This is a genomic window from Micromonospora sp. URMC 106, from assembly GCF_051386395.1.
Classification (GTDB): Bacteria; Actinomycetota; Actinomycetes; order Mycobacteriales; family Micromonosporaceae; genus Micromonospora.
Genome location: NZ_JBPQTP010000006.1, coordinates 61,925 through 81,537 on the forward strand (window position 1 = coordinate 61,925; position 19,613 = coordinate 81,537).

The following is a 19,613-nucleotide window of genomic DNA, read 5'->3' on the forward strand; positions in this document are numbered from 1 at the left end:
TGTCTCAGTGAGCACCACACCGCGCCTCGGTCCCGTGCCCCAGCGCATTGCCGTCGACGCGAATCAGGTGCGTCGGCTCGTTGCCGACCAGTTTCCTCAGTGGGCCGGCCTTCCGGTTCAGCCCGTAGCCAACGGTGGCTGGGACAACTGGACCTTCCACCTCGGCTCGCGGAAGTTGGTGCGCTTGCCCAGCGCATCCGAGTACGCCGAGGCGGTCGACAAGGAGCACCGGTGGCTTCCGGCGCTCGCCCCGGAACTCCCGCTACCCATCCCCACCCCACTGGCTAAGGGTGAACCCGGCGCGGGCTACCCCTACCCGTGGTCGGTCTACCAATGGCTCGACGGCGAACCTGCGAGCGCGGACCGTATCGCCGACCCCGTCCGGTTCGCGCTCGACCTGGCCGGGTTCCTGGCGGCCCTGCAGGGCGTCGACACCACTGGCGGTCCCCGCCCCGGGCAGCACAACTGGTACCGGGGCGGCACGCTGCGCACCTACGACGGGCAAGTCCGGCGCGCTCTCACGGCACTCGACGGCCACGTCGACGTCAACCCGGCCCGCGAGATCTGGAAGAGCGCACTGGACGCACGCTGGGACGGCGTGGAGAGCTGGTTCCACGGTGACATCGCACGGGGAAATCTCCTGCTCGACGACGGGAAGCTGGCGGCTGTCATCGACTTCGGGACATGCGGCGTCGGCGACCCAGCCTGTGACCTGGCAATCGCCTGGACACTGCTGACCGCCGACGGCCGGCAGGCGTTCCGGGAGCGGCTGTCCGTCGATGATGCGACATGGGCACGCGGGCGCGGCTGGGCCCTCTGGAAGGCGCTCGTCACCTGCGCCCACACCCTGGGCGATGCCGGCGACTCGGCCGCGAGCGCGCTGCGCGTCCTCGACGAGATCTTCTCTGAATACGCGCCCGGCGCCGTCATCACCCCCAAGCCATGAACAGGCAGCAATCCCGGAGCGGAACGGCACTGGCTACCACGTGTCCGCATCGCGTACCTCAACCCTGTCGCTCAGCCCCGGGTGGCGAGCGACACGGCGTGACATCCGGACCCCGGCCGCGCCCGTTCCTGCGGCCGGCGAAGCGCTAGCGTCGGATCCCATGATCGTATGGCTCAACGGCACCCACGGCGTGGGCAAGACGACGACCAGTGCACTCGTGCAACAACTGATCCCGGATTCACGGGTGTTCGACGCCGAGAAGGTCGGCGAGACACTCATGGACATCACGCCGGGGCTGCCCAGGACGGACAACTTCCAGCACTGGCCGCCGTGGCGGCAGCTCGTCGTCGAGACCGCCCGCCGCGTGCTCGATTACACCGGCGGCACTCTGGTGATGCCCATGACTGTCCTGGTCGAGCAGTACTGGCGCGAAATCCGCATGGGCCTCACCCACCATGCCATCCCGGTAAGGCACTTCGTGCTCCACGCTGACGAAGACACCCTCCGCGGGCGTATCGAGGGGGAACACTCCGTCCCCTCTCCGTTCCGCCTCAAATACCTCAAGCCGTACGCCGAGGCGGCCCGCACGTGGCTACCTGGGGAGGCCGAGGTTGTCGACACCACGCACCTCACACCCGCCCAGGCCGCCCTGCAGATCGCACAGGCCGTCAAGAGTTGACGCCCGCCACGCCACGTTCTTGACCTTGACCTTTGGGTAGGCCCCAGCCTGGTGCGTGCCGGTCGCTGCGGCCGGCACGAGGAGGATGTCGACGTGGAGCTGCTCACCATCGGGGCATTCGCCCAGGCGGCGGGACTGACGCCGAAGGCGTTGCGCCTGTACGACCAGATCGGGCTCCTGCCGCCGGCCGCGGTCGATCCAGAGTCCGGATACCGGCTCTACGATCCGGAGCAGCTACCGCTGGCCCGGCTGGTCGCCCAGCTACGTCGCATCGGCATGCCACTGGCGAAGATCCGCACCGTCTGCGGCTTGGAGCCAGCCGCGGCGGCTGAGGCGATCACCGCGTACTGGCAGCAGGTCACCGCCGACACCGCGGCCCGCGCGCGGCTCGCCACCTTCCTCGTGAACCACCTCTCGGAAGGGGGCACCACCGTGTCTCAAGCAAATCCCACCCTTGCCATCCGCTACGCCGCCGGCTGCGACACCGGCACCGTACGCGACAGCAACGAGGACGCCGCGTACGCCAGCGAACGACTGCTGGCCGTCGCCGACGGCATGCGGGGCCCCGGCGGCGCCGCAGCCAGCACAGCCGCCATCGACGCTCTCAAGGCGATAGAACTCGCCGACGTACCTGCCACCGACCTGCTGACGCTGCTGGCCGGCGCGGTCACCGCCGCCGACCGCACCGTACGCGCCCTAGCCACCGACGATCACCAGCCGGTCACCACGCTGACCGCGCTGCTACGCAGTGGCTCCCAACTGGCCCTGGTGCACGTCGGCGACACCCGGGCATACCTGCTGCGGAGCGGCGAACTGTCCCTGCTCACCCAGGACCACACCTGGGTCCAGACCCAGGTCGACCAAGGCAGACTCGACCGAGAACAGGCTGCCGCGCATCCCCAGCGCGCTGTGCTTCTGCGCGCCCTCGGCGGCGGGCAACAGGTCGAGGCCGACCTCGCGCTACGCACCGCCCTGCCCGGTGACCGGTATCTGCTGTGCTCCGACGGGCTGTCTGCCGTCGTCGGGCGTGCCGCCCTGCAGTCGGCGCTGAGTGCAGCAACCGCCCCCGAACACACAGTGCAGCAACTGATCGGTCTGGCTCAGGCCGAAGGGGCGCCGGACAACGTCGCCTGCGTCATCGCCGACATCGTCGCGGTGTAGACCCCGGATCAGCGCCGCCCGCTCCGTGCTGGACAGCCTCCTCGCCGTTCCCGCGGGCGAGCGGGCCGCCGGCCAACCCTGAGCCCGCGACGTCTTCCCCTGCCGAACGGCCGACGGGCCACGGAGGTCGGGCCCGCGCCGCCGCCGCGAGGGCGGCGCCGCCCCGGCTGGTGCGGTCGAGGCGCGGTGCCAGTCAGGCCCGCAGCTCCGCCCGAAACGCCGTCACGGCGTCGCCGCTGATCGAGACCAGAGGTTCTCCGTCCGACCGCGTCTCGACTCGGACGTGGACGTCGCCGGGCCGCCCCATGGCCGACCCCTGTCGCCCCGTGAAGCGCAGCCGGCCGCCCGGTGCGGGAACGATGCCGTGGCGCACCAGGTACGCCCCGAGCGGGCCGTGACCGTTGCCGGTCACCGGGTCCTCGACGATCCCGATCGCGGGCGCGAACATCCGGGACCAGGTGAGCAGGTGCTCCTCGCCGGTGGCGCGGGTGAAGACGAAGTAGCCGTTGCTGCCGACCTCGCGGCTGAGCGCCGTCAACGCGACCGGGTCCGGCCGCAGACCGTCCACGACGCCCCGGTCGCGCAGTTGCACCAGCACCTTCGAGTGCCCGGTGGACACGACCTGGACGGGGCCGTCGTCGGCGAGATCGCGAGGGCCGGCACCCAGGGCCCGCAGCAGCCGGTCCACCTGGCCGCCGTCGAACTCCGGCCCGAACACGGCCGCGCCCTGCCGCATGCCGATGCGCACCCGGTCGCCGTCGCGGTGGATCTCCACCGGTTGCAGGAGCCCGCCGCCCGTCTTCTGCACCAGGAAACCCGACGGCAGGGCGTACTCGACGGCCCGGGCGAAGTGCGCTCCCACCGTGGCGTGCCCACACGTCGGGACCTCCGTCGTCGGCGTGAAGAACCGCACGCGTACGTCGTGGTCCGCGCCGTCGGGAGGCAGCACGAAGGCTGTCTCGGAGTTGTTCAGCTCCCGCGCGACCGCGAGCATCTGCGCATCCGTCAGGCCCTCGGCCGCCAGCACCACACCCGCGGGGTTACCGGCGAACGCGGTACGGGTGAAGGCGTCGACCTGGTAGAGGACCCTCATCGGCCCCCCACGCGCCAGCCGACGGCGTCGACCGCCACCCGGAAGCCATGGTGCAGGCCCGCCACCTGGAGCACTCCTCGGGCGGGCCGGTGCTCGCCGAACACGGCGGCGAAGGCGGCGTCGACCGCCGCCCAGTCGGAGATGTCCGTGAGATAGAGGGTGACCCTGGCGACGGTGTCGCTCCGGCCACCACCGGCCAGGACGATGGACAGCGCGTTGGACAGCGCCTGGCGCGCCTGCTCGGCGACGGTGGCGTGGGCGCTGACGCCGACCGGAAGCTGCGCGGACACCCAGATCGTGCCGTCGGGTGTGACGCTCGCCTGCGCGTAGTGGCCGAACGGCGGGGGCGCCTCGTCGGTCGCGACGGGCCGCAGAGTCACCGGAGACCTCCGATCGCCGTGTCCTGCGCGAGCCGCACCAGGGTCCGGACCGCGCACCCGGTGCCGCCGTCGGGGGTGTAGCCGTGAGGCTGGCCCTCGTTGAAGGCGGGGCCGGCGATGTCCAGGTGCGCCCAGGGGACGCCGGCCGGCACGAACTCCCGGAGAAACAGGCCCGCGACCAGCCCACCGCCCATCCGTTCGCCGAAGTTGGCGATGTCGGCCACCCGCGAGTTCAGGCTGCGGCGCAGCTCCGCCGGCAGCGGCATCGGCCAGGCCTGCTCGCCGGCCGCCCGGGCGGCTGCCACGACCCTGTCCCGGAAGGCGTCGTCGTTGGCCATCACCCCGAACACGTGGTTGCCCAGGCCGAACCGCATGGCGGCGGTCAGCGTGGCCACGTCCACGATGGCGTCGGGCTGTTCCTCGCCCGCGCGTACGAGGGCGTCGGCGAGCACCAGGCGACCCTCGGCGTCGGTGTTGAGCACCTCGACGGTCCGGCCGCCGTACGTCCGCAGCACGTCACCCGGGCGCAGAGCGGAGCCGGACGGCATGTTCTCGGCCAGCGCCAGCCACCCGGTGACGTCGACCGGCAGGTCGAGCCGGGCGACGGCCAGCACCGCCGCGAGCACCGCCGCCGCGCCGGACATGTCGCGCTTCATGATCTCGTTGGCGCCGACCGGCTTCAGCGAGATGCCACCCGAGTCGTAGGTGATGCCTTTGCCGACGAAGGCGAGGCGCGCCGTCGCCCCGGCGTGGGTGTGGGCGATCCGCACCAGCCGCGGCGCCCGTACCGACCCCTGCCCGACGCCGAGAATGCCGCCGAAGCCGCCCGCCGCGAGCGCCTCCTCGTCGTACACCTCGACCGCCAGCCCGTACGTCCGGCCGGCCGCGGCCACGGCGGCGGCGAAGCTCTCCGGGTAAAGGTCGTTGGCGGGCGTGTTGATCAGGTCGCGGGCCCGGTTCACCTCTTCGCCGAGCACGTCGGCGCGCCGCAGGGCGCCGGCGTGCGACCGGGGGTCGTCGGCGAGGATCGTCAGCTCGCGGACCGCGGCCGGTCCGTCGTCGGTGCGGTAGGCGGTGAAGGTGTACGAGCCGAGCAGGGCACCCAGCGCCACCGCCTCCACCGCGTCGGCGGTCGGCGTCGGCAACGCCAGGGCGACCCTGCCGGCCCCGGCCAGGTCCCGGGCGGCGACCCCGGCGGCCCGCCGCAGCGCCTCGTCGTCGTAGCCGCCGTCGTCGGCGTCGCCGAGGCCGACCGCGAGAACCAGTCCGGCCCCGATGCCGGGGGGTGCGGGAAGCCTGACCGTCTCGCCCTCGGCGCCGGTCGCGCCGAGGGTGGTGAGCAGGTCGGTCAGCGCGCCGACGACCGCCTCCTCGACGGCGGCGGCGCCGAGGACCGGCACCGGTCCCTCGGGGCCCCTGGCGACGCCGATGACGAGGCACTCCGCGGTCAGCGAAGCGGGGAAGGTGTTGGTTACCGTCAGTGCGGTCACTGTCGTACGTCCTGTTCCTGTCGCGAGAGGCCGCGGGTCGGGTCCCCGGCGGGAGCTGCGGCCGGCGCCGGTGTCGACGACGCCGGGTGGTGTCGACGGGCCAAGGCGACCCCGACGAGCACGATGAGCATCCCGACGGCGGTCCGGAGGGTGAACTGCTCGTCGAGCACGACGACCCCCAGTGCCACCGAGACCACTGGCAGCAGGTAGCTGACGGTCGCCGTGTTCGTGGCACCCTCCGCGGCGATGTTCCGGTAGGTGAGGTGGAAGGTGGCGCCGGTGGCGACGACGCCGAGGACCACGACGGCGAGCAGCGTCTTCGGGCCGATCTCGATCGGTTCCAGGCCGCCGGCCGGCAGGGTCAGCGCGGTCAGGGCGCTTGCCGCGATGAGCTGTGCCGCCGACAGCGAGATGGTGGGGATTCCCCGGCCCACCAGGAAGCGGCCCATGTAGGCGAAGCCGGCGGCGTAGCTCGCCGTCGCCACGAGGAGGGCGAGCACGCCCCAGCCGCCCGCCGCCGTCGCCTGCCACGGAGCGAAGATCAGCACGACCCCGGCGAACCCGAGCAGCAGCCCGCCCAGCCGGGCGGGCCGGAGACCACGTTCGGTGCCGACGACGAGGCCGATCAGCAGCGACCACAGCGGGGTCGTCGCGTTCAACACGCCGGCGATCCCCGAGTCGATGGTCTGCTGACCGAGGCTGAACATGGCGAACGGCAGGGCGTTGCAGAAGAAGGCGGCAACGAGGACGTGACCCCAGGTCCTCCGGTTCTCCGGCAGCCGTCGGCCCGAGGCCAGGCAGGCGACCAGCAGGGTGACCGCGCCGAGCACGCAGCGGCTGAGGGTGACCTGCACCGGGGTCAGCGCGTCCAGGGCCAACTCGATCCAGAGGAAGGTCGAGCCCCACAACAGGGCCAGCAGGCCCACCCTCGCCCATGCCCAGGACTTGCTCATGACACCGTCCCACCGTCGTCTGTTGGCGCACCGTCGGAAACGGTGCCGCAGCCGACGCGGTAGGACAAGCGAAAGATTTTGTACGTCCGTTAAGTTCTGCTACATCGTCGCCGCGAGCCGGACCGGCGGGCCGTCGCGGCTGCGGGTGATGGCCGGCGACGCTTCTGCCCGGCTACGGGCTGGGGGCCTCGCGGCCGGGCGCGGCCGAGCCGAGGACGCCAGCCATGGTGCGCGAGACAATGCGGTCGAACGACGCCTCGGGGTCGAGGTCCCCTCTCGGGCTCGCGGCGGCGTGAGGTCAGGCGGGCCTGTGGCGCTGGTAGTGGCGGGCGACGCGGACGCGGTTGCCGCAGCGGGCGGCCGAGCACCAGCGGCGGCGGGGGTGGGCGGGCAGGAACAGCATCACGCAGTCGTCGGCCTCGCACTGGCGGATCTTGGAGACCGCCGGGTCGGCCAGCAGCTCGGCGGCGGCCTCGGCGAGCCAGGCCGCCAGGCGCGCCCCGCCGCCACCGGCGCGTCGACGGACGGCCGTGATCGAGGTGCCGTTCCAGGCCAGCTCGTTGATGGCGGGTGCGGCACGCTGGGCCTGGTTGAGGGACTCCAGGGCGGTCGCGGATGGTGGCGCCCCCCGGCGCACATGTTCGACGGCCTGGGCAGTGTGCTCGCGGACCGCATGGACGGCGGCCAGGTCCGCGGCGGTGAGTTCGGCGGCGAGCTCCCGCGCCTCCGGTAGCCGGTCGGCCTGGAGGCCCAGCCAGGCGCGCAGGTCGTCGGGGGTGGCCAGCAGATCGCCGGTGGCCGGGCGGGTGTTGACCAGGTCCAGCGCCAGCGGCTCCCCGGTCAGGGGGGCGAGATCCATGCCGCTAATGCTACACCTCGGGGTTGACACATTAGGCAGACGACCGCTACACCTAATGGATATCTAGACCAGAAGGGCATTAGCATGTCGACCCTCCCGATCGCCCGCACCCGCCACCGCCACCTCGATGTCGACGGCGTCCAGGTCTTCTACCGCGAATCGCTCCCCGATCGCCCCAACGCGCCGGTGCTGCTGCTTCTGCACGGCTTCCCGTCGGCCTCGCACCAGTTCCGCCGCCTCATCGACGCCCTCGGCTCCCGATACCGGCTGATCGCTCCGGACCACCCCGGCTTCGGCCACACCCGGACTCCCGACGGCTTCACCCACTCCTTCGACCGGCTCGCCGACATCACCGAGGGCTTCGTCCAGCGGCTCGGACTCGATCGGTTCGTGATGTACGTCTTCGACTTCGGAGCGCCGGTCGGCTTCCGGCTCGCCGAGCGGCACCCCGAGTGGATCGCGGGACTGGTCGTGCAGAACGGCAACGCCTACGCCGAGGGGCTGTCGGACGGCGCCCGGAACTTCATCGCCCTGCGCCCCGAGACACCCGGCGCCGAGGACACCATCCGCGACCTACTCACCCTGCCCGGCACCCGCAGCCAGTACGAGACCGGCGTCGCCGACCCCGAGTTGCTCGCCCCGGACGGCTGGACCCTCGACCAGCACTTCCTGGATCTACCGGGCCGCAAGGAGGCGCAGGTGGCCCTGGCGTTCGACTACCACTCCAACCTCGAGCGCTACGAGCGCTGGCAGGCATGGCTGCGCAGGCACACCCCGCCCACGCTCATCACCTGGGGAAGCAACGACCCGTTCTTCCCCGAGCCCGGTGCCCATGCCTACCGTCGCGACCTGCCCGACGCCGAACTTCACCTCTTCGACACCGGCCACTTCGCCCTCGAAGGCCACCTGCCGGAGATCGCGCCGCTCATCGCCGACTTCCTGGACCGCACCTGGAACCAGACGGACACGGCATGCGCGCCGCCCCCGCACCCCGCCGACCGACCTCGGCCTGACCGTGCTGTTCACCGCCGCCGCCGGTGATCGCTGTCGGCATCGTGGCGGACCCGCAACTCCGCGGCGTTCAGAGAGCGGGCGGCGGCGGGTGCGGCAGCGGGTGGGCGCCTTCTGGGCGTAGGCCGTCGAAGATGATGGCGAGGTATCGCTGCCACAGGTCGGTCGGGGCGTCCGGCACGTAGCTGGTGACGTAGTTGGGTGCGCACATCAGCAGGATGACGTCGGCGCCGGTGACGTCGGCCCGCACGGCGCCGTGTTCACGTGCCCGATCGACAAGCTTGTGCACGGTGCGGAACATCTGCTCGCGGGCCCTGGTGACGTCCGCGGTCAGTTCGCCGGCTTCCTGCAGGAACGACAGGTCGCGTTGCTGTTGTTGGGCTGCGGCGACGGTGAGGAACTCCAGCAGCGCGGCGCCCGGGTCCGCTGCCTCGAGCAACTGTTCGCCGGCGGCGTTGAGCCTGTCGATCCGGTCGAGGACGATCGCGGCGAGCAGCTCATCCTTCGTGGCGAAGTGACGGAACAGGGTGCCCTTGCCGAGGCCGGCCCGGCGGGCGATGTCGGCGACCGAGACGTCCAGGCCACGCTCCGCGAACTCGTCGGCGGCGGCTGCCAGCAGCAGCCGTCGGTTGCGGGCGGCGTCGGCACGCAACGGGCGGGTCGAGGTCACGGCGCCACCCTAACAAGTTGACCGCGCGGTCCGCTTGTTGCTAGCTTCGCGACCGAGAACATGACCGCCCGGTCCGTTTTTTGGAGGAGCGCATGAAGGCAGTCGTCGTGACCGGCTACGGACCGCCCGAGCAGTACACCGTGGGGGACGTGCCGGTGCCCCGGCCCGGCCCGGGGCAGATCCAGGTCCGGATCGCCGCCGCCTCGATCAACCCGGCGGACGTCCGGCTGCCCAGCGGGGATTTCCGCGACGTCGTGCCGCTGGGGTTTCCGCACGTGCCCGGCAACGACTTCGCGGGCACGGTCAGCGAGGTCGGCGCTGGCGTGACGGCCTATCAGGTGGGCGACGAGATCTTCGGTCAGGCTGTGCCGCGGGCGCTGCGGGCGATGGCCGGTGCGACCCGGCCGTCGCTGAGCACCGGCTCGCTGGCCGAGTACGCGGTCTTCGAGGCCGATACCCCGTTCCTGGCGCACCGCCCGGCGGGCCTCGACATCGAGCAGGCGGCCGCGCTGCCCACCGTCGGCCTGACCGCACGCGCACTGATGGCCACCGCCGGAGTGCAGCCCGGCGAAACCGTCCTGATCGTCGGCGCGACCGGCGGCGTCGGAACTGCGGTGATCCCCCTGCTGGCCGCCACGAAGGCGCGAGTGATCGCCACCGCGACGGCCGCTGACGCCGCCATGCTGCGAGCGCTCGGCGCCGACGAGACCGTCGGGTACGCGGAATCCGGGTACCCCTCCGACGTCGACGTCGCCTTCAACCTGACCCTACCGAGTGACCACCTTGCCGGAGTCGCTGGCGCCATCCGCCCGGGTGGACGCCTCCTCACGATCACCTACCCCGTGCCGCAGCAGGAGCGGATCGGCCGCGACGTCCGTCTGCACTTCGTGCTGGACATGGACGGCACCTTCGGCGGGATGCGCGATGTCGGCGAGTTGGCAACCCGCGGAGAACTACGAGCCACGATCGGCCGCCGCTACACCCTCGACCAGGGCGCTCAAGCATGCGTCGACTTCGTCCGCCGGCACACGACCGGCAAGCTCGTCGTCACCGTGTGAAACACAGTGCCATCGGCGCCTCCCGGCGACCTGACCGCCCACGACCCACGCAGGGCCGGACCTCCCTCGTCGCCGAGCAGCGCTCCGAGCGTGGCGCGACGTTCGTGCGTCGCCTCGCGGGCCGCTTCCCCGGCTGCCGCCAGCGCCGGCGGCGCTTCCTCCCCCCGTTTTCTGGCGAGATGCACGGCCACGCCGGCCTGCACCTTGATCACTGATATCTCGTGGGTGAGCGGGTCGGGCAGCTCTCGCGCGACGCGTAGCCGTTCCTCGCTGGCGCGGCGGCCGGCGGCCTCCTCCCGCGTGCGCTTCGCTTCCTCCACGCGGTGTTCGGCCAGCCGCAGCGCTGAGCCGGCCGCCGCGCAAGCGAGTACCCAACCCGGCCCGAGGACGCCTTGGGCGAACGCCTCACCCGCCGGGGCCGTCAGGCGACACCAGGGCCACGAAGGCGACAGGCCAGGACCGGCCCATCGACCGCGAGCAGCACGTGGCCCAGCCGGCGCAGATCGGTCCGCCCGGGTCCGACGGAGGCTCCGGCGACCAGGAGCATCGCCGCCACGCACGCGGGAGTCCCCGGCGCCCGGCCCCGGCCGCGATCTTGCTCATGCGGGCGCCCCAACCGGTTCGCGTCCGTGGCGACGTCGCTCGCGGGGACGAGCGGCAGCGTACCGCGAACGCAGTAGACGTGCGGCGGACACGGGAGGCGCGTACCGCGGGCGCAGCAGAGGAAAGTGCCCACGTCGGCGGGACGACCGGCAGCTGATTCGCGGCCAGTATCTGGGCATCGGCGAACGCCGACCTGATCGTGGGAGGCGCTGTGCGGGCACTGACTCGACGACACGCCCTGCGGGCCGCGGTGCTCACGGCTGCGGCGGCAGCGGCTCCGGCGTCGACGCGTCGCCCCGCCACCGTCGCGGGCCGGGCATGGCGCTGGCCGACATCGAACAGTCGGCCAGGGACGAGACGCCCTGACGCTGGCGCGACCGCCGCCGGTCGCTGCCACGGCATCGCCCACCGAGTGCCCCGCCACTGAGAAACCCGACCGGGATGCCGCATCCCACCAGGGAGCCCTGAGCCGCCGATGCCCACCGACAGAGCGCTGGTCGCCTGCGAGCTCCCACCGCATCGAAAGGACCAACAGTGTCAACGTACGTACGGCACGTCACTCCCGTCGCACCCGAGCGGGCCAACGGACTGGTGGCCAGGGTCTACGAGCAGGCCAACACCGAGGCAAGCAGCATCGGCCCCGCCGTGCAGATGATCTCACCTGCGCCGGAGATCCTTGCCGCCGGCTGGAGCCTCACCCGCGAAGCGCACCTCGTCGGAGCCGCCCCCGTCCTGGACAAGACGCTGGTGGCGCTCGGCGTGTCACAGGCGAACCACTGCCACTACGACACGCTCGCCTGGCTGGGCGCCCTGCGGCTTCTCGGCCGGCCGGACCTGGCCGACGCCGTCGACCGGGGTGAACCGCCTGCCGACGCGCGGCACGCGGCACTGCTGGACTGGGCTCGGTCGACCGCCACCCCGGGCGCCCCCGCGCCCCTGCCCGACGAACCGGTCGCCGAATACTTCGGCACAGCGCTGATCAGCCACTTCATCAACCGCCTGGTGCTCGCCATGCTGCCTGCCGGACTCACGCCCGGCACCCTGGACCCCGCCGACGAGCCGGCCTTCGAGGGCGCCCCGGTGTTCCGGCAATGGCGAACCGACCGGGCACCCGGAGCCAGCCTGCCCCTGCTGGCCGGCCTGCCCGAGGGGCGACCACCGCAGTGGGGCGACGGCACCCCGGCGGGCACGGCGTACGCCACCCTCGCCGCCGCAGCCGGGCAGGGAGCCGGGCTGCTCACCCCCGCGGCCTGCCATGCCGTACGCGACGTCATCAGCGCGCATCGAGGCCGCCGCCCCGCCGACACCGACCATCTGGACGAGCCGCTGTCGAGGCTGCCCGAACAGGAACGGATCGGAGCGCGCCTGGCCGTCCTCGCCGGGCTCCTACCGCAAGCCCTCACCGACGACGAGGTGGCCGCCTGGCGGGCAACGGACCGGCGGTACTCCGACCACTGCACCGTCTACCTGCTCGCCTATGGCGCCATGGCCGCCGTCGGCCACATCGAAGCAGACCTCGCCGAAGCCCACACGAGTGGAGCGGAGAGTGCCTAGCCGGATCGCCCAGGCGCTCGCCGTGCTGTCCACCGGGCTGCTCGCCGGCGCGTTCGCCTACGCCCTCGTCTCCGTCGTTCCCACCTTCGACGCGGTCCCCCTGGACGTCCACCTGCAATACCGCACAGCGCTCATGTACATGAACGGCATCTTCATGCAGGCGCTGATGGCGGTCAGCCTGCTCAGCTCGTTCTGGCTCGCGATCACACTGCGCGTCGCGGCCCGGTGGTACGCCGTCGCGGCGGGCGCGCTCGCACTCACCTCCCTGCTCGTCACCCGCTTCGGAAACGTCCCCATCAACGGAAAGATCAAGACGTGGTCGTCCTCGCTTCCGCCCGACCACGCCGAAATCCTGCAACGCTGGGAGGTCTACCACGACATCCGTACCGCTACCGCCGTCGCGGCGTTCGTACTGCTGATCGTCCTCGTCGACAAGACCGGCAGGGCCACGGCGTCGTCGACCCGCGCGTGCAGGGCGTGCGACACGAGCCGGGACAGCCCCTGAGCGTCGCCGTGAACCGGCGGTCGCCCGGGCGCTGTCCCGGCGCGTCGGTCAGGTCGCCGTCGCTGTCACTTCTTGGTGAGCCCGTACGCGTCGCGGACGACCTGCTCGACCCGGTTACCGTCGGTGTCCCACGCCTCGAGCTTGAGGCTGACGGTTGCGTTGGTGGTGTCGGCCGCCTTCGGGTTCTGGTACGTGACCTGGAACGTGTGGTCCGGCCCGGCCTTCACCGATGCCGGCTTCCAGGTCCGGCCGCCGTCGGGTGAGGTCCACATCCTCACGCCGGCGAGTTCCGTCGTGATGCCGGCGCCGGACTGCGCGCTGACGGTGATCCGGTGCCGACCGACGGGCGCGGTGTTGTTCACCGACAGGCCGAGCTGGTAACTCGGCATGATCATCGGCTCCCACACACACGGGTCGGTCTTGCCGTACAGCACGTGTTCCAGGCAGGTGTTCGGCTGCTGGACCGTCGAGGTGGTCGGGCGTTGCGAGCGGAACGTCCAGGTGGTGTCGATCTGCTTGCCGTACCGCTGGCCCGCCCGGTCGGGCTTGTAGCTGCTGGTCGCCCGGTACGTGCTCGCCTCGGCGGGCAGCGTGTAGTAGGGCAACTGGTACGCGTCGTACGCCGGGGTGAGTTCGGTGGCGTTGCCCCTCGCGTCCAACCGGTAGAGGCGGGCCTGCTCGGCCTGCTCGCCTTCCAGCGCGAGGTGGGTCGGGTCGCCCGCGTCGGTGTACTGCCCGGTGCCGACGGCGTGCAGCGAGCGGAACCGCAGCACGTCGCCGGTACGGCAGCTGTCGCACGGCATGGCATGGCTCCGGTAGATCTCCGGACGGATCCCCGGCCCGCGCTGGCTGTTGCCCGGTATCCGCAGCTCGTTCCAGGACTCCTCGCTGCGCTCGGGTGCGCTGAAGGCCCGGCTCGACACCACGGTGTACAGGTTGGCGGTGGCCAGGTCCCCCACGTGGAGGGTGCGGTCCCAGACCACGTCCGGGCCGGTGATCGTGTGGTAGTCGGTCCGCGTCGTGCGGCCGACGAACGAATGGCCGGCCTTGATGGAGATGAACTGCCAGGGGTTGTACGCGTGGTTGACCTCCACCGTGTCGGGCAGCGGTCGACGGCTCCCGTTCACGGCGGGCTGGTCGGCGTGGTAGGTCGCCCGCACCTGAGCGAGGTCCGCGTCCCGTGCGGGTTGCGGCATCGACTCGGGAATGCCGTCATTGAAGTAGTGGACGATCTTGTATTCGTACGGTGCCTGCATCTGGGCGCGGATCGTGACGGGTGGGCTGGCCTTCTCCGCGACCGCCGCCACCAGTTTTCCCGCGGTCGCGGTGTCGACGATCAACACGGGCAGGTCGATCTCGCCGTACCTCAACGGGTCGGTGGGCAGCGTCATGTCGGTGACCAGCCCCGCCGCCCGGCCGGCGATGGCCGCGTCGGTGGCGGCGAACATCTCCTGCTGGGACCTGGCCGGGACGAACACCAGCGCGCCGCGGACATCACCTCCGGCGTCCAGCACGTCCGCCCCGACCAACCGGGAACGCCGGTCGGTCTCGAAGGCCGCCGCCTGCGGCCGGAGCAGGCTGCCGTAATCGTCGGCGTACCGTGCGGGCATGGGTCCCTGCCGGCCGCCCAGGTCGAGGAGCGCCTCGGGCGCGATCTGGATCACGTCGGGCGAGAACCAGAACCTACCGGGGGCGCCCGGCTTGGTCGGGGACACCCGGTAGTAGCCGGCGTTCAGGTAACCCGCCGCGGTCTGTGCGCCGTTGTACGCACGGCCGGACGCGGCGACGTAGCCCCAGGCGAAGTTCGCGGTGTGCGGGACGCTCGCCTGCTCGGTCTGGAACGTGACAGGGGTCGTCTTGGCAAGGTCGAACGTCACGGTGGCGTCGCCCGGCACCGGGACCTCGGGCTCGAACAACAGGTTGGTGTGGACGTACGAGTTCGGCGGGCTGCCGGCCGCCCGGTCGTTCGCGATGGTCTCGACTCCGTAGATGCCGCCCTCGGCCACCCGCATCTTCACCTCCCAGGTGTCCTGCGTCCCTTCGACGCGCCGCCAGCCGTTCCAGTCGCTCGTGTAGCTGCGCGGCGCCCCCTCCAGCTTCGGGTCGGTGTCGTTGAGCATCATGGCGCCGACCGTGTACGCGGCGGAGGGCTCGATGGGCTGCCCGGGGCGGCCGACGAGGCGGACGGTCAGGGTGGCCATCTTGGCCCCCAACCGCGCGCTGAGCGGCACGACGACCTGGTTGCCGGCGGCGTTGCCGGCGCGCAGCCGACCGGTGAACACGCCGGCGGCACCGGCGGTCGGTTCCATGGTGAGCGTCACACTCGCCGACCCGGAGGCGGGCACGGTGATCCTGTCCCGATCGAGGGTGGCGAACCCGGAGGGGGCGGGGCTGCCGTTCTCTCCGGTCATCGACAGGTCCAGGTCAAGCTCGACGGGACTGCTGCCGGAGTTGTGGTAGGTGATGGTGCGGGTCAGGGTCTGGCCGGTGTACGGGTGGTCGAAGCGCCCGGACACCTTCGGCGTGTCGACGGTGATCGGCTGGGTCACCGCGCGCCCCACGTCGAGCCTTCCGGCGCCGTGCTCGTAGACGGTGCCGCTGACGCTGGCCGCGCTGCCGACCAGCGCCGTCTTGAGCTGGCTGTTGGTCCAGTCCGGGTGCTGCTGGGCCAGGATCGCCGCCGCGGCCGCCACGTGCGGGGTGGCCATCGAGGTGCCGGACGCGGCGGTGTACCGGTCGTTGAGCGGGGTGCCCATCGTGGTGCCCGCCGCCCGGGCCGCCACGGTGTTCACCCCGGGCGCGGTGATCTCCGGCTTGATCGCGAAGTCACCGAGGCGGGGGCCGCGGCTGGAGAAGCTGGCGAGCTGGTCGTTCGCGTCGACCGCGCCCACGGTCAGCGCCGCGTCCGCCGCGCCCGGTGCGGCGACCGTGCCCGCGCCGGGACCGTCGTTGCCGGCGGCGATCACGAACAACGTGCCGTGTTCCGCGGTGAGGTCGTTGACCGCCAGGCTGAGCGGGTCCGTTCCGTCCGTCGCGCCGCCGCCCAGGCTCATGCTCACGATCGCCGCGTCCTGCGGGCCCGCCGCCCACTCCATGGCCGCGATGATCTCCGAGTCGGTGCCGCCGCCGTTGTCGTCGAGCGCCTTGGCGATGGCGAGGTCGACGCCGGCGGCGACTCCTCGGTACCGGCCGTCGGACGCCGCGCCGGACCCGGTGACGATCGAGGCGACGTGCGTGCCGTGGCCGTGGCCGTCCTTGGCGTCGTCCGGCGTGCCACCTCCCGGACGGCCGGCCGGGATGAAGTTGCGCTCACTCACCACCGTGCCAGCGAGGTCGGGGTGGGTGTCGTCGATGCCGGTGTCGATGATCGCGACCTTGACGCCCTTGCCGGTGTATCCCGCCTGCCAGGCGGTCGGCGCGCCGATCTGCCCGTTGCTGACGTCGTCCAGCGCCTTGACCCGGCCGTCCAGCCAGACCTTCTCCAGACCGGACTTCGGGTCGATCACGTCCCGCCAGAAGTCGGTGGCCTTCTTCTTCGCCACCGCCACGGCGGCGCCGTTGACGCTGTCCAGGCCCCGCGACCTGCTGGCGCCGCGCAGGGTCTTCGCCTTGGCGGTGAGCCGGGCGGCCGAGATGTCCTGCTCGTACCGCACGATCACCGGGACCTCGGCGGTCCTGGCATCGGCGTACGCGTTCTCGGCCAGGTAGGAGAGGTCGAACAACCGCTCGTCGAGCAACCCCGAGGCGATCGCCGCCTGCCCGTCGCTGGGCAGCGCGTAGTAGTGGCCGTCCTCGGCGGTGCGGAGGCGGTAGCTCACGCCCTCCCGGCCCGGGGCGGGGTCGATCGTCGCGGCCACCCGGCCGTCGCCGAACCTGGTGTACTCGACCGTGTCCCCGGTGATCAGCGTGATCGACGTCGACTCGGGTCCGGCGAAGGCGACGGGCCCCCCGCCACCCGGCGTCGCGTCACGGGCGGCGCCGGCGTCGCCCCCGGATCCCGGTGCGGCGACGCCGGCACCCGGCGTCGCGGTCAGGGCCCCTGCGGTCACGACCGCCAGTACCGGCCCGAACCATCGGCCATGGAACGTTCGTCTCATCCTCGGTGCTCCCTCGGCTCGTGGTCGAACAGGTCGTCCCAGTGGGAGAGAGTCAAACGTGAGTGATCATCGTGGTCTAGACTTCGAGCTGGCCGAATGTGGAAGGTTCCACATCTGGCCAGCGAGCCGGGTCGCTCAGGGGAGGACGGGTGCTCGAGGCGCTGGGCATCAGCCCGTTCGAGGAACAGGTGTATCGAGCGGTGCTGCGGCGCGCCGAGGTGTCCTCCGCCGAACTCGCCACGGTGCTCGACGCGACAGCCCGCATGCTCGGCCGGACGCTGTCCCGGCTGGAGTCGCTGGGTCTGATCCGCAGCACGGGTCGGGGCCGCTACCGGCCAGCGTCGCCCGAAGCCACCATCGAAAGGCTCATCTTCCAGCACCGGGCCGGCCTGGCACAGGCACGCGCCGCCGTGGCCGAGCTGGTCGACGACTTCCGGCTCGGCAACCTGCAGGCACACCCGTCCGGGCTGATCGAGACCGTCGTCGGCGCCGCCGCGATCTCCCTGCGTCTGTCCGAGTTGGAGCGGCTGACGACAACCTCGATCATGACCTTCGACCGCCCCCCGTACACGCAGCAGTTCGGGGAGTTCGACGAGGTCGGCGTCGAGCGCCCGCTGCTTGAGTCCGGCGTCGAGATTCGGGCCATCTACGACACCGCGGCACTGGAACTGCCGGGCCGACTGGCCGTCATCACCGAGCTGGTCCGGCTCGGCGAGCAGGCCCGCGCCCTGCCGACGGTGCCGGTCAAACTCAGGGTCTATGACGACCAGGTCGGCGTCATCATGCTCGTCGCCGGCACGGTGGAGACCGAAGCCGCCGCCATCATCCACCGATCGTCGCTGCTGGACGCGCTGATCGCGCTCTTCGAGGCGCACTGGTCCCTCGCCAGTCCCATCGTGCCCGACTCACACGGCACCGGCGCCGACGAGCTGACCGAGCAGGAGGCGGTGGTTGCCCGGCTGCTGGGCGCCGGCCTGACCGACCAGGCGATCGCCCGGCAGTTGGGGATCAGCTCACGCACCGCGCGCCGCCGCATCGCCATGGTGATGGAGCGGCTGGGGGCGACGACCCGATTCGAGGCCGGCGTGGCGGCCGTCCGCCGCGGTTGGCTCTGATCTCGTCTTCGGGCGTCCACGGGCCGTTCGGCAAGAGTCGAGTGCGGTGCGGCGGCCGGACCACCGGCCGGGTCCACTGCCACGACGGGTTCATCGCCGATTGAAGGTTCGTCCGCCCCAGGCGCGAGGATTCGGACGAAAGTCTCAACCGGGTGTTCAACGATACCGTTGATGGTATGAATATCGTGGATTCGGCCCGGCCACTCGGTGGCGCTGGCGTCTCGGCGTTCCTCCGCTCGCTTCCCGCCCGCCCCCTGCTGCTCGGCCTCGGCGAGGCCCGGCACTTCGTCGAAGAGCTGGGCGAGTTGCGCAACGAGGTCTTCCGGCACCTGGTCGAGCACGAGGGCTACCGGGCGTTCGCCATCGAGAGCGACTGCCTCAAGGGCCTCGTGGTGGACGGCTACATCATGACGGGCGCGGGCACCCTCGATGACGTCATGGAGCGCGGCTTCAGCCACGGCTTCGGCGCGTCACCGGCCAACCGGGAGCTCGTGCGCTGGATGCGGGCATACAACGAGGAGCACGACGAGAAGCTGCGGTTCTTCGGGTTCGACGGCCCGCTGGAGTATTGGGCGGCGAGCCCGCGTCAGGCGCTCACCGCCCTCTACGACCTCCTCGACGGCCCGCTGCCCCGCACCGTGGTGACCAGGGAAACCCTCGACGCGCTGCTGGGCCCCGACGACCGGTGGTCGAACGAAGCCGCAGCCATGGATCCCGCCCAGTCGATCGGCCGGTCCGCCGACGCCCAGCGGCTGCGGCTGGTCGCCGACGACCTGGTGGCGCTGCTCGACACGCAGGCACCGCAGCTGAGCGCGGGAGACAGGGCGCGGGCGGCACTGTACGCGCGCACCGCCACCGGCCTGCTCCGCTACCACTACTGGATGGCCGACGCGTCCCCGGCACGGTGGACGCGGCTGTCTGCCCTGCGGGACGCGCTGATGGCCGCCAACCTGCGTGCGGTCGCCGAGCACGGCCCGGCCCTGGTCTTCGCCAGCAACCTCCACCTGCAGCGGAACAAGAGCTTCATGCCGTTCGGCGACCAACAGCTGGAATGGTGGAGCGCGGGAGCGATAACCGCGACGCACCTGGGCGACCGGTACGCCTTCCTGGCCTCAGCCCTCGGCACGGCCGGCGACGACATCCCGCCCCCGGACACCATCGAGGGCATTCTGTCCACGCTGCCGTGGAACCACTGTCTCGTCGACGCCCGCCGCCTGGCCCGGGCGGTCACGGAACCCACCCGCCGCGTCTCCCACGATTTCGCCTACTTCCCGCTCGACCCGGCACACCTCGACATGATCGACGGCGTCGTCTTCCTCAAGCGGGCTGTCAAACTGGGTGCGCTGGGTTGACGGGGCGCATGCGCGTCGGTGTGGGCTGACAGACAGGTCACGACCCCGAGCCGGGTGGCGGTCGGTCTGACGGTGAGGCTGGCTGAC

The 19,613-nt window shown here is 71.7% G+C and carries 17 protein-coding genes; 9 read left to right on the forward strand and 8 right to left on the reverse strand.

Annotated features, from left to right (window positions below; all coding sequences use genetic code 11):
* The first annotated feature begins 7 nt into the window (after window positions 1–7).
* The 3 genes from ACSNOB_RS03390 (at window position 8) to ACSNOB_RS03400 (ending at window position 2,786) form a co-directional block, all read left to right on the forward strand.
* Window positions 8–946 (forward strand): aminoglycoside phosphotransferase family protein, encoded by a 939-nt coding sequence (locus ACSNOB_RS03390; RefSeq protein WP_436685109.1) that lies wholly within the window; start codon window positions 8–10, stop codon window positions 944–946.
* A 160-nt stretch (window positions 947–1,106) separates the two neighbouring features.
* Window positions 1,107–1,625 (forward strand): AAA family ATPase, encoded by a 519-nt coding sequence (locus tag ACSNOB_RS03395; protein WP_436685110.1) that lies wholly within the window; start codon window positions 1,107–1,109, stop codon window positions 1,623–1,625.
* A gap of 93 nt (window positions 1,626–1,718) precedes the next feature.
* Complete coding sequence (locus ACSNOB_RS03400) at window positions 1,719–2,786, forward strand: MerR family transcriptional regulator (RefSeq protein WP_436685111.1); 1,068 nt, start codon at window positions 1,719–1,721, stop codon at window positions 2,784–2,786.
* Between the two features lie 193 nt (window positions 2,787–2,979).
* Here the strand turns inward: ACSNOB_RS03400 and ACSNOB_RS03405 are convergent, their stop codons facing one another.
* The 5 genes from ACSNOB_RS03405 to ACSNOB_RS03425 all read right to left on the reverse strand — a co-directional run bounded on the left by ACSNOB_RS03405 (window position 2,980) and on the right by ACSNOB_RS03425 (window position 7,561).
* Window positions 2,980–3,879, reverse strand: coding sequence for a PhzF family phenazine biosynthesis isomerase (locus tag ACSNOB_RS03405; RefSeq protein WP_436685112.1), 900 nt, complete (start codon window positions 3,877–3,879; stop codon window positions 2,980–2,982).
* Complete coding sequence (locus ACSNOB_RS03410) at window positions 3,876–4,259, reverse strand: RidA family protein (protein ID WP_436685113.1); 384 nt, start codon at window positions 4,257–4,259, stop codon at window positions 3,876–3,878. The genes ACSNOB_RS03405 and ACSNOB_RS03410 overlap by 4 nt, the downstream gene beginning before the upstream one ends.
* Entirely contained in the window at window positions 4,256–5,749 is a 1,494-nt protein-coding gene (locus ACSNOB_RS03415) for a leucyl aminopeptidase (protein ID WP_436685114.1), read from the reverse strand. Before ACSNOB_RS03415 ends, ACSNOB_RS03410 begins: the two co-directional genes overlap by 4 nt.
* Window positions 5,746–6,702 carry a DMT family transporter gene (locus tag ACSNOB_RS03420; RefSeq protein WP_436685115.1) on the reverse strand — a complete coding sequence of 319 codons (957 nt, stop codon included), beginning with the start codon at window positions 6,700–6,702 and terminating at the stop codon, window positions 5,746–5,748. Before ACSNOB_RS03420 ends, ACSNOB_RS03415 begins: the two co-directional genes overlap by 4 nt.
* A gap of 298 nt (window positions 6,703–7,000) precedes the next feature.
* The gene (locus ACSNOB_RS03425) at window positions 7,001–7,561 is read right to left on the reverse strand and encodes a CGNR zinc finger domain-containing protein (RefSeq protein ID WP_436685116.1); all 561 of its coding nucleotides are present in this window, start codon (window positions 7,559–7,561) and stop codon (window positions 7,001–7,003) included.
* Between the two features lie 84 nt (window positions 7,562–7,645).
* Here ACSNOB_RS03425 and ACSNOB_RS03430 point away from each other — a divergent pair, with 84 nt between their 5' ends.
* Entirely contained in the window at window positions 7,646–8,602 is a 957-nt protein-coding gene (locus ACSNOB_RS03430) for an alpha/beta fold hydrolase (RefSeq protein WP_436685117.1), read from the forward strand.
* A gap of 40 nt (window positions 8,603–8,642) precedes the next feature.
* Here the strand turns inward: ACSNOB_RS03430 and ACSNOB_RS03435 are convergent, their stop codons facing one another.
* Entirely contained in the window at window positions 8,643–9,242 is a 600-nt protein-coding gene (locus ACSNOB_RS03435; RefSeq protein ID WP_436685118.1) for a TetR/AcrR family transcriptional regulator, read from the reverse strand.
* 92 nt (window positions 9,243–9,334) lie between these two features.
* Between ACSNOB_RS03435 and ACSNOB_RS03440 the strand changes: the two genes are divergently transcribed.
* Window positions 9,335–10,300 (forward strand): NADP-dependent oxidoreductase, encoded by a 966-nt coding sequence (locus ACSNOB_RS03440; RefSeq protein ID WP_436685119.1) that lies wholly within the window; start codon window positions 9,335–9,337, stop codon window positions 10,298–10,300.
* Here ACSNOB_RS03440 and ACSNOB_RS03445 read toward each other — a convergent pair.
* Window positions 10,240–10,860 (reverse strand): histidine kinase, encoded by a 621-nt coding sequence (locus ACSNOB_RS03445; protein ID WP_436685120.1) that lies wholly within the window; start codon window positions 10,858–10,860, stop codon window positions 10,240–10,242. The two genes, ACSNOB_RS03440 and ACSNOB_RS03445, sit on opposite strands and share 61 nt — an antisense overlap.
* A gap of 577 nt (window positions 10,861–11,437) precedes the next feature.
* Here ACSNOB_RS03445 and ACSNOB_RS03450 point away from each other — a divergent pair.
* Complete coding sequence (locus tag ACSNOB_RS03450) at window positions 11,438–12,457, forward strand: carboxymuconolactone decarboxylase family protein (protein ID WP_436685121.1); 1,020 nt, start codon at window positions 11,438–11,440, stop codon at window positions 12,455–12,457.
* The gene (locus tag ACSNOB_RS03455; RefSeq protein WP_436685122.1) at window positions 12,450–12,962 is read left to right on the forward strand and encodes an anthrone oxygenase family protein; all 513 of its coding nucleotides are present in this window, start codon (window positions 12,450–12,452) and stop codon (window positions 12,960–12,962) included. The genes ACSNOB_RS03450 and ACSNOB_RS03455 overlap by 8 nt, the downstream gene beginning before the upstream one ends.
* Before the next feature lie 65 nt (window positions 12,963–13,027).
* Here ACSNOB_RS03455 and ACSNOB_RS03460 read toward each other — a convergent pair whose 3' ends face one another.
* Window positions 13,028–17,011 carry a S8 family serine peptidase gene (locus tag ACSNOB_RS03460; RefSeq protein WP_436685123.1) on the reverse strand — a complete coding sequence of 1,328 codons (3,984 nt, stop codon included), beginning with the start codon at window positions 17,009–17,011 and terminating at the stop codon, window positions 13,028–13,030.
* A gap of 197 nt (window positions 17,012–17,208) precedes the next feature.
* Here ACSNOB_RS03460 and ACSNOB_RS03465 point away from each other — a divergent pair, with 197 nt between their 5' ends.
* Both ACSNOB_RS03465 and ACSNOB_RS03470 read left to right on the forward strand, forming a co-directional pair.
* The gene (locus ACSNOB_RS03465; RefSeq protein WP_436685124.1) at window positions 17,209–18,174 is read left to right on the forward strand and encodes a helix-turn-helix transcriptional regulator; all 966 of its coding nucleotides are present in this window, start codon (window positions 17,209–17,211) and stop codon (window positions 18,172–18,174) included.
* A 176-nt stretch (window positions 18,175–18,350) separates the two neighbouring features.
* Window positions 18,351–19,526 (forward strand): erythromycin esterase family protein, encoded by a 1,176-nt coding sequence (locus ACSNOB_RS03470; protein WP_436685125.1) that lies wholly within the window; start codon window positions 18,351–18,353, stop codon window positions 19,524–19,526.
* Window positions 19,527–19,613 lie beyond the last annotated feature (87 nt).

Coding starts and splice junctions, on each gene's coding strand:
- ACSNOB_RS03395 (WP_436685110.1), top strand. CDS start 1,107: ATGATCGTATGGCTCAACGGCACCCACGGCGTGGGCAAGACGACGACC.
- ACSNOB_RS03405 (WP_436685112.1), bottom strand. CDS start 3,879: ATGAGGGTCCTCTACCAGGTCGACGCCTTCACCCGTACCGCGTTCGCC.
- ACSNOB_RS03420 (WP_436685115.1), bottom strand. CDS start 6,702: ATGAGCAAGTCCTGGGCATGGGCGAGGGTGGGCCTGCTGGCCCTGTTG.
- ACSNOB_RS03425 (WP_436685116.1), bottom strand. CDS start 7,561: ATGGATCTCGCCCCCCTGACCGGGGAGCCGCTGGCGCTGGACCTGGTC.
- ACSNOB_RS03430 (WP_436685117.1), top strand. CDS start 7,646: ATGTCGACCCTCCCGATCGCCCGCACCCGCCACCGCCACCTCGATGTC.
- ACSNOB_RS03440 (WP_436685119.1), top strand. CDS start 9,335: ATGAAGGCAGTCGTCGTGACCGGCTACGGACCGCCCGAGCAGTACACC.
- ACSNOB_RS03470 (WP_436685125.1), top strand. CDS start 18,351: ATGAATATCGTGGATTCGGCCCGGCCACTCGGTGGCGCTGGCGTCTCG.